General features: G+C 42.7%; 13 protein-coding genes. 7 read left to right on the top strand and 6 right to left on the bottom strand.

What is annotated here, in order from left to right:
• Positions 1-50 precede the first annotated feature (50 nt).
• Complete coding sequence (locus tag BGP76_RS07250; RefSeq protein WP_073123337.1) at positions 51-881, bottom strand: mechanosensitive ion channel family protein; 831 nt, start codon at positions 879-881, stop codon at positions 51-53.
• A 78-nt stretch (positions 882-959) separates the two neighbouring features.
• Here BGP76_RS07250 and BGP76_RS07245 point away from each other — a divergent pair, with 78 nt between their 5' ends.
• The 7 genes from BGP76_RS07245 to BGP76_RS07215 all read left to right on the top strand — a co-directional run bounded on the left by BGP76_RS07245 (position 960) and on the right by BGP76_RS07215 (position 9705).
• The gene (locus tag BGP76_RS07245; protein WP_119844128.1) at positions 960-1781 is read left to right on the top strand and encodes a DUF4197 domain-containing protein; all 822 of its coding nucleotides are present in this window, start codon (positions 960-962) and stop codon (positions 1779-1781) included.
• Positions 1782-1835: 54 nt separating this feature from the next.
• Complete coding sequence (locus BGP76_RS07240) at positions 1836-2300, top strand: hypothetical protein (RefSeq protein WP_119844127.1); 465 nt, start codon at positions 1836-1838, stop codon at positions 2298-2300.
• Positions 2301-2489: 189 nt separating this feature from the next.
• Positions 2490-4352: a DNA topoisomerase IV subunit B gene (locus BGP76_RS07235; protein ID WP_099600723.1), complete on the top strand. Its 1863-nt coding sequence runs from the start codon at positions 2490-2492 to the stop codon at positions 4350-4352.
• A 3-nt stretch (positions 4353-4355) separates the two neighbouring features.
• Positions 4356-7043 carry a DNA gyrase/topoisomerase IV subunit A gene (locus BGP76_RS07230; protein WP_119844126.1) on the top strand — a complete coding sequence of 896 codons (2688 nt, stop codon included), beginning with the start codon at positions 4356-4358 and terminating at the stop codon, positions 7041-7043.
• Positions 7015-7725, top strand: coding sequence for an RNA methyltransferase (locus BGP76_RS07225; protein ID WP_119844125.1), 711 nt, complete (start codon positions 7015-7017; stop codon positions 7723-7725). The genes BGP76_RS07230 and BGP76_RS07225 overlap by 29 nt, the downstream gene beginning before the upstream one ends.
• Positions 7722-8330, top strand: coding sequence for a vancomycin high temperature exclusion protein (locus tag BGP76_RS07220; RefSeq protein WP_073123326.1), 609 nt, complete (start codon positions 7722-7724; stop codon positions 8328-8330). Before BGP76_RS07225 ends, BGP76_RS07220 begins: the two co-directional genes overlap by 4 nt.
• Positions 8331-8448: 118 nt before the next feature.
• Positions 8449-9705 (top strand): 4-vinyl reductase, encoded by a 1257-nt coding sequence (locus BGP76_RS07215; RefSeq protein WP_119844124.1) that lies wholly within the window; start codon positions 8449-8451, stop codon positions 9703-9705.
• A 23-nt stretch (positions 9706-9728) separates the two neighbouring features.
• On the opposite strand, the gene BGP76_RS07210 is transcribed toward BGP76_RS07215, so the two are convergent.
• From BGP76_RS07210 to BGP76_RS07190, 5 genes are all read right to left on the bottom strand, one after another.
• Positions 9729-10085 (bottom strand): DoxX family membrane protein, encoded by a 357-nt coding sequence (locus tag BGP76_RS07210; RefSeq protein WP_119844123.1) that lies wholly within the window; start codon positions 10083-10085, stop codon positions 9729-9731.
• Positions 10086-10257: 172 nt separating this feature from the next.
• Entirely contained in the window at positions 10258-11820 is a 1563-nt protein-coding gene (locus tag BGP76_RS07205) for an NFACT RNA binding domain-containing protein (protein WP_119844122.1), read from the bottom strand.
• Positions 11820-12581 (bottom strand): MBL fold metallo-hydrolase, encoded by a 762-nt coding sequence (locus tag BGP76_RS07200; protein ID WP_073123318.1) that lies wholly within the window; start codon positions 12579-12581, stop codon positions 11820-11822. Before BGP76_RS07200 ends, BGP76_RS07205 begins: the two co-directional genes overlap by 1 nt.
• Positions 12578-12850: a hypothetical protein gene (locus BGP76_RS07195; protein WP_073123316.1), complete on the bottom strand. Its 273-nt coding sequence runs from the start codon at positions 12848-12850 to the stop codon at positions 12578-12580. The genes BGP76_RS07200 and BGP76_RS07195 overlap by 4 nt, the downstream gene beginning before the upstream one ends.
• On the bottom strand, positions 12843-13220 hold the full coding sequence (locus tag BGP76_RS07190; protein WP_073123314.1) for a response regulator: 378 nt from the start codon (positions 13218-13220) through the stop codon (positions 12843-12845). The genes BGP76_RS07195 and BGP76_RS07190 overlap by 8 nt, the downstream gene beginning before the upstream one ends.
• Between the last annotated feature and the right edge of the window lie 31 nt (positions 13221-13251).

Raw genomic sequence — 13251 nt, 5'->3', positions numbered from 1 at the left:
TGAAATGGCCTCCTTGTTAATCCGATATCTATTGTAGTCATGTTGTGCGTTTAATTTTTTTGGTTCGAATGTACATGAATGTCTCGTTGCGGAAATGGTATCGTGATATTTTCACGGTTAAATGCAGCGTATATTTCTTTTCGAATCTCACTTTTGACGAATTCTATTTCCCACATGTTTCTCGTCCAGAAGTATACTTCAAGGTTCAAAGAGGAGTCTCCAAATTCTATAAACCGAGTAAAGGGTTCAGGTTTTTTTGCGACGTAGCTATTCTTCAAGGCTGACTGCAGGATGAGCCGTTCGGCATGATTGAGGTCTGTACCATACGCTACGCCGACTTCTACATGAAACCGGGTGGCTTCACGATTGTGCGACCAATTGATCACATTGTCTCCGACCAGTTTGGAGTTTGGGACTATGATCATGATGTTGTCACGTGTAGCGACGCTGGATGTACGCATATTGATCTCGGTGATTTTGCCTACGAGCCCATCGAGCTCTACAATATCCCCGACAGTCACTGTACCCTCTATGAGGAGTACCAATCCTGAGACCAGATCATTGAAGAACTGCTGAATCCCCAAACCTAAGCCCACCAGCAATGCGGCAGAGCCCGCCAAGAGGAGCGTCAATTTGATTCCCATGGTCTCTAGTCCTGCGGCTATCGCTGCTACGATCAGAACATACTTGATGATTTGATAAAAAGCCAAGCTGCGCCCTTCGTCATAACTCTTCGTTTTGATTTGGCGAAGAAAGATCCTGTAGGTGATAAAGAGTATCAGTTTGGTGCCAATAAATATGCCAGCCAGAGCCAATATATGATACACCATGATTTGATAGTCGCCTATATGCAATAACTCGATGTGTAAGAATTCTTTCATAATACAGATGATCTTTGAAAAACTAAGATATATTCTTTTAGACAATGTTACATTTGAGCCAGATAAGAAATTACCGCTATGAGAAAAACATTGTTATTGATTCCGTGCCTGATATTGTTGCTGATGTGTAGTTGCGAAGAAGCTGAAAAGTTCTTTGACCTGCCCCTGTCCGAACAAGAAATCGCTGAGGGACTCAAAGCAGCGCTCAACGAAGGAGTGGACGAATCGACTACTTCGGCGTCTGCCACAGATGGTTACCTTAAAAATGAATTGATCAAGATATTTTTACCCACCGAAGTAGCCGCACTTCAAGAGACCATAGCGAATGGCTCTGTGCCTGTAGTGGGAGTGAAGTATAGCACCATCATGGATGTGTACATCGCTGCTACCCCTGATATTGATCAGGATCCTTTCGAAGAGTTGATTACCGCTATGAATCGCGGCGCAGAATCCGCAGCACAGAAAGCATCGCCTATATTCGTCGATGCGATCACGAGTATGAGTATTACAGATGCCTTGGCGATCCTGCAGGGAGGCGAAACCTCTGCTACTGAGTATTTCATCAGCAAGACGAGGAGTCAGCTGATTGATAGTTTTCAGCCAGATATCAAATCTGCACTAGATCAGACACAGGCGACTACCCTTTATGCTAGCATCCAGGGTTTTTTGGCTTACGAGTATGAGGTTAATTTGGTAGTGACCACTCAAACCATTGCCGTCAAGGATTATATCAATCAGGAGCTGCCCGAATCAATAGATGGGTATGCTACGGAGCGAGCAGTTGAAGGCTTGTTTTACCTGATAGGGGAGGAAGAGAAGAAGATCAGAGCTAACCCACTCGACTATGCCAGTGCCATCATCCAAAAAGTGTTTGGTAGTGACGAAGCACAGACGAATTGAGTTTTTTCTTGCTCGCACTTTGCTTAGTTTTGCAATCTGAAATTTAATTCCATTATGGTAAAGGCAATCAAGTTCTGCTATCTCATTTCTGTTCCTATTTTTTTAATCGTATTGCTCTATTATTACGCACTGTTCCCAGCGCAGATCGATGTGTATTTTAATGCGAGCGGTTTAGCTACGCATAGTGTGGATAAGAGTATGTTGTTTTATCTGGCGATAGGCGTTTTTGTGGTGACTAATGGGCTTATCTTCTTGTATAGACGTTTGAAACAAAGCGAAGTGGATATGGACTTGATCGATTTTGGTCAGATGACCAAATCCGAAAGTATGTACCATTGGATCAATGGACTTTCGCTGATGTTCAATGTTACTTACATCCTTTCCATTATTTATCTTGGCCTCTTCCAGTCCAGAAAAAACTTGGATATCACCGACTACACAGTATTGGTGTACTTAGGGCCGATATTTATCATCTTGTGGATTTTTTGGTTTTTGTATCTACAAATCACCAAGAAGTAAAAACATATTGCTTATCAGATAGTTATCGCTATTTGATTCAATAAATTCTCCAATGACTTAGATATGAATTGATTTTTTGAGCGGAAAAATGACTTTATTTTTTCATATCAAATCGGCTATATTCACGGTCTGTTTCGCACGACTGATGTGTCTGTTTTGGCACATCGACTAGATTGATCAAAAGATATTATGGCTGAAAAAGTTGAATACACGGAAGATAGTATCAAATCCCTCGATTGGAAAGAGCATATCCGTCTCCGTCCTGGTATGTATATCGGTAAACTTGGTGATGGTTCTGCACATGACGATGGGATCTATGTACTCGTCAAAGAAGTCATGGACAACTGTATCGATGAGCACATGATGGGATATGGCAAGACTATCCAGGTCAAGGTCGGTGATCATCGCGTAGAGGTGAGAGACTATGGACGTGGTATTCCGCTGGGTAAGGTCGTGGACTGTGTTTCCAAAATCAATACGGGTGGAAAATACGACTCTTCAGCCTTTCAAAAATCGGTAGGGCTAAATGGCGTGGGTACAAAAGCGGTCAACGCTCTCTCGACCTATTTTCGCGTGCAGTCCTTCCGTGATGGAGAAACCAAAATGGCAGAGTTCAATGCGGGCAACATCACGCTCGACTCGCCAGTAGAAAAGTCAGAGCAGCGCAATGGGACCAAGATAACCTTCGAGCCAGATGCGTCAGTATTCAAAAACTACCATTTTATTCCAGAATATCTCGACAACCTGATATGGAATTACGCCTTCCTCAACGCAGGATTGACGATCAATTTCAACGGGCAGAAATACCATAGCGAAAACGGTCTCAAAGACCTTTTGGCGAAGAAGACAGATGTAGAAAGCCAACGCTATCCAATCATACACCTCAAAGGTGAAGATATAGAAATTGCTCTGACACACTCCAATCAGTATGGAGAAGAGTACTATTCATTTGTCAATGGGCAAAACACGACGCAGGGAGGAACACACCTCGCAGCATTCAGAGAGGCAGTAGTCAAAGTGGTCAGGGATTTCTACAAGAAGGACTATGATGCAGCTGATATCCGAGCCAGTATCGTCGGAGCGATCGCTGTTCGGGTACAGGAGCCCGTATTTGAGTCTCAGACCAAGACCAAGCTAGGTTCGTTGACCGTGGTGCCAGAGGGAGCGACCATGCGGACTTTCGTATTGGATTTTCTCCGAAAGAGTCTCGACGACTATTTGCACAAAAACCCAGAGACAGCAGATGCTCTACTCAAGCGTATCCTTCAGTCTGAGCGTGAGCGCAAAGACATCGCTGGTATCAAAAAACTTGCCAATGAGCGTGCGAAAAAAGCCAATCTACACAACAAAAAACTAAGAGACTGTCGTCTCCATTTTGATGACAAAAAAGGAGACGAGGACAAGAAGAATGGGACGATGCTTTTCATCACAGAAGGAGACTCTGCTAGTGGATCCATCACTAAATCACGCGATGTACAGACGCAGGCGGTTTTCAGTTTGAGAGGCAAGCCGTTTAACTGCTTTGGGAGTACAAAGAAGGTCGTGTATGAAAACGAAGAGTTCAACCTACTCCAACATGCACTCAATATTGAGGACGGGATAGAGGGGTTGCGCTACCGCAAAATTGTCATTGCTACGGATGCCGATGTGGATGGGATGCACATTCGCCTGCTATTGATGACTTACTTCTTACAGTTCTTCCCAGAAGTGGTCAAAAATGGTCATTTGTTCATTCTTGAGACGCCATTGTTTCGAGTGAGAAACAAGAAAGAAACGATCTATTGCTACTCAGATGAAGAGCGTCAAAAGGCCATTGCCAAGCTAGGTAACAAGCCAGAGATCACACGGTTCAAAGGACTGGGAGAGATCTCACCGGAGGAGTTTGGAGAGTTTATCGGAGAGGACATTCGTCTCGAACCCGTCATTCTCAACAAAGACACGAAAGTAGAACAGCTTCTGAAATTTTATATGGGCAAAAACACGCCTGATCGACAGAATTTTATCATCGAAAAATTAAGAGTAGAAAAGGACCTAGTAGAGGAAGTAGCGTAACAAATGGAAGAAAACGGACAAGAACCAAACGAAGAATTAAATAACGAGTCTAACGAGCCAATCCACAATGTGCTGCCCGTATCGGGGCTGTACGAAAACTGGTTTTTGGATTATGCCTCTTATGTAATCCTAGAGCGCGCGGTACCTGCCATCAATGATGGTTTGAAGCCTGTGCAGCGACGAATTCTCCATGCGATGAAGGAGATGGATGACGGGAGGTACAACAAGGTTGCCAATATCATCGGATCTACCATGCAGTATCACCCGCACGGAGACATGTCCATCGGTGACGCCATGGTCAACCTCGGGCAAAAAGAACTGCTCATCGATATGCAGGGCAACTGGGGAGATGTGCGCACGGGGGATCGTGCGGCAGCATCTAGGTATATTGAAGCTCGGCCCTCCAAGCTGGCGCTGGATATCCTGTACAACCCACAGACGACAGACTGGCAGCTCTCCTATGATGGTCGTAAGAAGGAGCCCGTGACACTTCCTGTAAAATTCCCCTTGCTACTGGCTCAGGGGGTAGAAGGGATCGCGGTGGGTCTATCTACCAAAATCCTGCCGCACAATTTCTGCGAGTTGATCGAGGCATCTATCAAACACCTGAGAGGCAAACCCTTCAAGCTTTATCCTGATTTTCAGACGGGTGGAGTCATCGATATAGAGGAGTACAACAAAGGGGGACGTGGCGGAAAAGTAAAGGTGCGTGCGAAAATCGAAGAGTATGACAAGAAAACACTCGTCATCAAGGACATTCCTTTTGGTACCACCACCACCAGTGTGATAGAGTCTATTATTAAAGCCAACGACAAAGGGAAAATCAAAATCAAAAAGGTGGTAGACAATACTGCCAAGGATATTGAGATTTTGGTGGAGCTGGCCAATGGTGTCTCTCCAGACATTACCATGGATGCATTGTATGCTTTCACGGATTGTCAAGTATCGATCTCGCCAAATGCCTGCGTGATCGTGGATGAGAAGCCTATATTCACCAATGTGGATGAGATCCTCCGTATCAATACAGATCAGACGGTCAAGTTGCTCAAGCAAGAGTTGGAAATCAAGAGAGGAGAATTGCTGGAGAAAATCCTGTTTTCGTCTCTTGAAAAAATATTTATAGAGAACCGCATCTATCGTGACATAGAAGAATGCGAAACGTGGGAAGCCGTACTCGAAACGATCGATCAGGGGCTGGAACCGTTCAAGGAGCAGTTTTACCGTGAGATCACGCAGGACGACATCATCCGATTGACAGAGATCAAAATCAAGCGCATCTCTAAATTTGACAAGTTCAAGGCTGATGAGCTCATGAAGCGCCTGCAAGAGGAGTTGGCGGAAGTAGAGCATCACTTGGCCAATCTGGTAGACTATGCCGTGGCTTATTTCGAAAACCTGCTCAAAAAATACGGAGAGGGCAAAGAACGTAAGACAGAAATCTCATCCATCGAAACGATCACTGCCACGACAGTGGCGGCCAACAATGCCAAGTTGTATGCCAATTTCAAAGAAGGATTTGTAGGCTATGGTATGAAGAAGGATGAATTCATTTCGGACTGTTCGGATTTGGATGACATCATTGTATTTCACAAAAACGGAACCTTCTCAGTAGTCAAAATCCAAGATAAAGTCTTTGTAGGCAAGGATATCATCCATGCGGCGGTCTTCAACAAGAACGACGAGCGAATGGTCTACAACATGGCCTATGTGGATGGTAAGTCTGGACGATCAATGGTCAAGCGCTTCAGCGTGACCTCCATCACCAGAGACCGTATCTATAACCTGACCAAAAGCGACAAGGGATCTAAGGTACACTACTTCACTGCCAACCCAAATGGAGAAGCTGAGCTAGTGACGGTATACCTGACGGCAGGTTCTTCTGCACGCAAAAAGGTTTTTGACTTTGATTTCGCGGATATAGAAATCAAAGGACGTGCGGCAGGAGGGAATACACTGACCAAATACCCTGTACGTAAAGTTGTACTTAAATCTGAAGGAAAGTCAACACTCTCTGGGACAGATATTTGGTATGACGAAACCATTGGCCGACTGAACCGCGATGAACGAGGTGTATTGTTGGGTAACTTCAATGCGGATGATAAAATTATCGTTTTTTTCAAAGATGGAAACTGTGAATTGACCTCATTTGAGCTTTCTAATCACTACAACCAGAACCAAATTTATAAGATCGAAAAGTTCGATCCGAATGGGATTGTCACAGCTATTCATCAAGATGGTGAGTCGAAGATTTCCTACATCAAGCGGTTTGCGATAGAAGCTACGAGTATTGACAAGACTTACAATTTGATCAATGATACTAAAAACTCGAAGTTGCTTTTCTTGACCTCTACGACCAACCCAAAAGTAGAAATAGGCTACCGCAAGAAGGGAGAACGAAGCAAGTCCGTCAAAGAATTTGAACTCTCTGAGATCATTGACAAAAAAGGCTGGAAGGCCATAGGAAACAAGTTCCCTGTCCAAAACATCCTATCAGTGACGGAAATAGTGGTCGAGCAATCGATACCTGACTCTTCGTCTACAGCGGAACTCGATGCGCTCAAGGAGAGCATCAAAGCAGAAGTCAAGAAGGAAGAGAAAACGGGAGAAGGCTATGATGTAGGATCGTCTGTCGATCTGGATACTAAGAAGAAGGGTGACAAGGATGAAAAAGATCAACTTGGACTCTTTTGATAAACAAGCGTACGATCAGAAACTACTGCGTTATCTGGATCAATACGTCACGGATAACAAGAAGAGAAAATTCGAACAAGTACTGAATCAGCGTACTCGTCATTTGACTTTTGTGGTGGAGGATATCTTCAAATCGCACAATGCCAGTGCTGTGATGCGTACGGCTGAATGTCTAGGACTACAAGATGTACATGTAGTCGAGCAGAATAATAAGTTCGACTTCAACCCTTATGTCCTGCGTGGCTCGGGTAAGTGGCTCACTGTCCATCATCATAAAGATCAAGAGCAAAACGTGAAAACCTGTTTTGCCATGTTGCGTGAGCAAGGGTATCAAATTCTAGCGACATCACCGCGAGAGGCCGTAGATTACCGAGAGGTGGATTTGACCAAAAAGACTGCAGTGGTCTTTGGAGCAGAGGAAACAGGGATCAGTAACTATGTGAAGGAGCATGCAGACCAGTTGATCACTATTCCGATGGCAGGCTTTACAGAGAGCTTTAACATCTCGGTCAGTGCTGCTATCGTGCTAGAATTTTACAATCATGCGATAAGAAAGACTGAAGGATGGCAACTTTCTTCGGAAGAAAAGTTTTCTTTGTTGCTAGAGTGGTATCAGAAAGTGGTGCCCAAAATCGATATGCACCTAAAGTATTTCGAGCAAAACCAAACCAAATTTGAATGAAGTTTTTTCGCTACCTCTTCGGAGGATTTTTACTAGTTCTTGGCTTTCTGGTATTCTGTAACGTATGGATCATTGGCGAGACTTCTGGCCGCATCTACGACGACTCTAGACAGGTGCTAGGAGCTGAAGTAGCCTTGGTGTTTGGTACGAGTAGCAAACTAATAGGAGGGGCTGATAATCCGTTTTTCGTTAATCGAATGGAGGCAGCAGTGGAATTATATAAGTCGGGAAAAGTAGAAAAACTGGTGCTCAGTGGTTCGCGTGACTCTATCTATTACAATGAAGCACAAATGATGGAAGAGTACCTCATGGAGCACGGTATACCACAGTCTAGTCTTATTTTAGATGACAATGGAGATAGAACATTAGCCTCTGTCGCTAGACTCAGAGATGTCTATGGGTACGAGCAGTGTGTAATGGTCACCCAAGAGTACCATGCTTATAGGTGTCTTTTTATCGCAGACAAGTTAGGAATGAATGCAGAATGCTATCAGGCTGATACTCCAGAGATATTCGAACATAAAAAAGCCATTCTTAGAGAATTGTTCGCTCGAACTAAAGCAGTGATTGATCTTTATCTACTCTATCCCCAGAATAACAAATAGGATATTCTATCTTTCTACCCTGAATTGGTAAAATGTAGGTGCAAATCATAATTTCGCATTAAATTGCCCAATCTTTAATGATCAATTAACTACTGGATTATAAATCTTACCTGTATCTATGGAAATATCTTTTGATACTTATTTCGAGGACAAAAGTGTTTACTACTTTGCTAACGAACCCCTGAACTTCCAGAGTGAGTACTTGAACCTATACCTTCAGAAGGGAATAGAGGATATGGGGAATAAATTCGATATCGTAGACTTGCTTGTGACTACTTCGCAAGAGATTGCCTTTACTTCCTTTAGCAGATACTTCAAAGACAACGAACGCTTTATTAAAATCGAGAGGCGGAAAGAAGCAGTAGAAAAGTACTTCGCCCATTGTGGCTTTGGTAGGATTCATCTAGAGAGTATACAGCCCAAAGGTGGTTATATAGACGCTACATCAGAGCATTATGCCATGGCATGGAAACGTCATTTTGGGTTAAGAAGCAAGGGGTTATCAGGAGTGAGTTATTTTACTTTGGGTTTTTTGTGTGGTGCGATAGAGGCAATATTCGAAGTAGAGCCTGGCACATTCCGAGGCAAACAAATCCAGTGTCTCTCTCAAGGTGATAGTATCTGTAGGTTTGAAATCTTCAGAGGATTCAAACGCAAGATCAATAAATCACCTGGTCTAGGTAAGCTACAGCATGAAGTTGGCGAAGTAGACGATGTATTCGTTCCTAATGGCAATAGCGTCGTAGAGGCTATCAATGGGCTCAATTTGAGTGGTTTGGATTCAAAAAAAGGTCTTATCGATCAATTTGATATGACTATCACCAAACATTTTTCTAACTATATGGCGATGATCGAGATCAAACTCCTTATGCAAGCCAAAAAGAGGTTGGGGCCAGGTGGAATCAAAACGATCAAAAAGTTCTTAGAAAAATTAGGAGAAAGCAACGCTTACTTTACGATAGGTAAGATGATCAACTCTGATTATTGGGCAGAATATATTGCAGGTTCTGTTGGTAAGGATGAGAGTAGCGAACTATATGCTTGTCTTGATATATGGACAGCCTTCGGGTGTGGCAAATGGCAACTTGCTGCCAAAACCACTGGACAATTTCAGATCAGTATTAAGAATAACCCAGAAACAAATGCTTTCCTTAAACTAGTAGGTAATACCAAATCACCTCTTGGGTTTTATGCGGGTGGGGTCGTGATGGGTACGATCAATATGCTGGACAAAGGAGCCAAAACAGGTGGGGAAGGGATAGACTTAAACTTTGTCAACAAACTGATTAAGGGAGGTCATCACTACGAATATATCCAAAAGAACTGCCGCATGGTAGGAGGAAATATTGACACACTGATCGTTAGTAGAACTTAACGTTAACGACCAGTGATGTGAATCTAGCTGCGTAACTGACCTGAAAGCACCCAAGCGCCACCACCCAGAGCAATATCCTTAAGAAACATCGCAGTAGCTGCTTGATCACCACTAGTAGCACCAGGTAGGTGTATCATTAGTGCAAATAGCACCAGCATGAGACCTAGTAACTGAGCCGCTAATCTACCTTTTTTGCCAATAAGGATGCCTAATCCTGCTGCAATCAACGCTACACCTGTTAGATAAACCCAAAAAACGCCTCCGGGTATGTATGAGGGGATCATACCTGTCATGCCTTTAGCTCCCATAAAATGGAACAGTCCAAAGATCATCATTGGAATTGAATAGATAAATTTGCCTAATGTCGGTAATGCTTTCATATAGTTAATTGTGTTTAGTTACATAATAAAATTGATAGCCTCATGACTATGAACGTGTGATGGGCTAGCGGTCGGTTAGGAAGGTGACGAACTAAGGCTGTTGGTAATCTCAATTCATTGTTCATAAATGAATGTAAGTATAACGGAGCGAATTGTCAATGACAGAAGCTGTCTATTCCTCCAGAAGTGATCTGCTAGGCTTCACTAATACGACTTGTTCTCTATCCACCATGACTTGACCAGGTAGGCTTCCTTTGGGTTTACGAACATATTTCTTTTGGGTATATAGAACAGGGCAGAGCGTATCGTGCTGTCTTTTAGAATACCAGGCAGCAAGGGCTGCTACTTCTTCGATGATGTGCTTGGCGATGATTTGGTTGTTGGGATTGCGAATGATAGCATGGGAGCCAGATACATCTTTAGCATGTAACCAAGTGTCATTTTTCTTGGCATATTTTTGCGTTAGCAGATCGTTGTTGCGAGCATTTTTTCCTAAATAAACTTCAAAACCATCAATCATACAGGAGTAGAAAGGAACTACGACTTTGTTGGTTTGTGCCGCACTTGATTGATCCTTGAGAAGCTTTTTCAAATCCCGATAGTTGACTGTGGTTTTGAGTGCTTCTAGCTCCTTCATGAGTTGTAGTGCATGTTTCTCTTTCTTACGTAGATTCTTGATGGCTGTATCTAGTTCTATATTTTGATTTTTAGATTTTCGATAGTAGACCTCTGCATTTTTTTGCAAGCTCATCTTGGGTTTGATTTTGATCTCAAGCTCTTGATTGGTATAGAAATCAAAAAGTGTAATGCTCCGTTGTTCTGTAGCAAGAGGGACATGCAGATTGGCCATAAGTATATTGGCCAGCTCATCATATTTTCTACCTTGCTCTATTGCATCAATTTTGGTCTGGGTGTGTTCGAGGTAGTTTTGTGATTTTTGGAGTTCCTTTTCGATTTGCCGTATGGCTCTTTCCTTGTCTCGGTTGAAGTGATACTCTTGAAAAAATGCCCGTGCATAAGCATTGCTAATGGCAATAGTGTCTGTAAACACGGTTACTTCACCTAAGCTAGGGTCAGTTATGAGTCTCATTTTTGGGAGGGCTTCTGTCTCATAGAGGTAAAAAGTCCGATCTAGTAACTGATCCAATAGCTGATCTAGCAGTCCTAACTTTTCATCATCAGCGCTCTCGTGATACCCTTTGCTTTCTAAATACTTTTTTAGGTTCTTATCGAAAGTGGGGAAGATCGATTTCCATGCAAAGTCTGCTGCCCGAATAGCCTCATGACTTTGGTCTATGGGGCGATCTAAAGCTATTAAGTCAATCTGCTTGTCTGCAACTAGATCATTTTTAAACATTGCTACATATGCTTCGTCATGGAATAAGACCACATTGGCACGACGGCCGTGTAGCTTGAAGAGTAGACTGTATGTACCGAACCCTATGGTCAGGCAGCGTTCATTCACGTATTGTCTGATGCCCGTGACGGTCTCATCGATGATGTCTTCAAACAGATCTGCTGAATTTCTTTTGGCCCGTGCAAATTGTTCGGGAAAGGACAGGAGGGACGCCTCGCCATCTAGGTTTGCTTTGATATAAAACGTGCTTTGATCGTCCTCGAATGCTAAGACCAGTTCATTTTTGTTCTGGCTAAAACATGTAGTAAGTCGTTTGCCAATCAAGTGATCTTTGAGATCCTCGCTGAGAAATCGCAGAAAGTAGTAGTTGAATTGCATCAGAGTGAAATGCTCAACCCATCATAGGCTAGGGAGACGTGATCAGGCAATTGTTCTTGCACCTCGCTATGTAGTCCTAGGTAATGGCTAATGTGAGTAAAGTAAGCTTTCTTGGGTTGTAGTTCTTTTATCCATTCCAAAGCTTCTTCTAGTGTGAGGTGTGAGATATGCTCTTTGACCTGAAGCGCATTGAGCACCAATACATCTAGGTTTCTGAGTTTGTCTTTTTCAGTCTCGGAAATAGTTTTTGCATCTGTGATGTAGGCAAATTTCCCGACTCTAAAACCATAGACGGGTAGTTTGTAATGCATGACTTCCACAGGGGTTAGCTTAATTTTACCAATTTGAAACGGCTCATTTTCTATTTCACGAACTTCAAAAGTGGGTACGCCAGGGTATTTTACCTCAGAGAAAGCATAGCCAAATTCTACTTTGAGTCTATCGATCACAGTGGGACGGCCATAAATCGGCATGTCTCGTTTTTGTTTGAAGTTGAAACTGCGAATGTCATCAAGGCCCGCTACATGGTCTTTGTGTTCATGTGTGAATACGACTGCATCCAAATGATTGACACGGCTAGTAAGCATCTGCTGGCGAAAATCAGGGCCTGTATCAACGACTATACATGTGTCCTCTTGTTCTATGAGGATAGATGATCTCAAGCGCTGATTTCTAAAATCCACACTGCTACATACCTCACATTGACATGCAATAACGGGTATGCCCTGTGATGTACCTGTGCCGAGGAAGGTGATTTTCAAAGTTCGAGTTGCTTATTGGTGAGTTCGTGCAAAAAGCTCTTATTCTTATCACTCAATCTTTCGTGAGAGATTTTCACCTCCTTTAGGATTTCGAGTAGACAGTTTATTTTTCCGTCTAATGAATAGAACTTATTGATAATAATGACTTTAGATTCGTTCAGGATGCAGTAGCCCGATTGGAAATTCCCTTTTTCGTATCTCAAAATATAATCTGACTCAGAGAAGAGGTCTTCCAGTTTGTTCAGAAAATGTTTTGAGTATTTAATCATCCTTTTCCGTGTAGAGTTTTACTTTGTCTACGAGTAAATCGAAATTAAGTGGTTTAGGAATGTATTCATTTATACCGACTTCATTGAAATCACTGATAGAGTAATTTCTTGCATTGCCAGTGATCGCTAGTATAGGTATCTTGGATTTGATAGGGTCGCTGAGTTGTCTGATTTGTTTGGCACACTCCATTCCATCCATTTTGGGCATGTTGATATCCATCAGGATTAGATCGTAATCTTCAGCATCTAATTTTTTCAGAACTTCTTGGCCATTTTTAACTGAAGTGATACTGAAATTTTGAATCTGTAAGATTTTCTTCGTTAAATTTTGAATAACTGAGCTGTCTTCTGCAATTATTATTTTTTTCATTATCAGACATTTTAACCAATAGTTGTGCTAG

This window comes from Reichenbachiella sp. MSK19-1 (assembly GCF_003590315.1).
In the GTDB taxonomy this organism is placed as follows: Bacteria; Bacteroidota; Bacteroidia; order Cytophagales; family Cyclobacteriaceae; genus Reichenbachiella; species Reichenbachiella agariperforans.
Note: the sequence above shows the minus strand (reverse complement) of the source record. Positions and strands in the feature narration are given on the sequence as shown.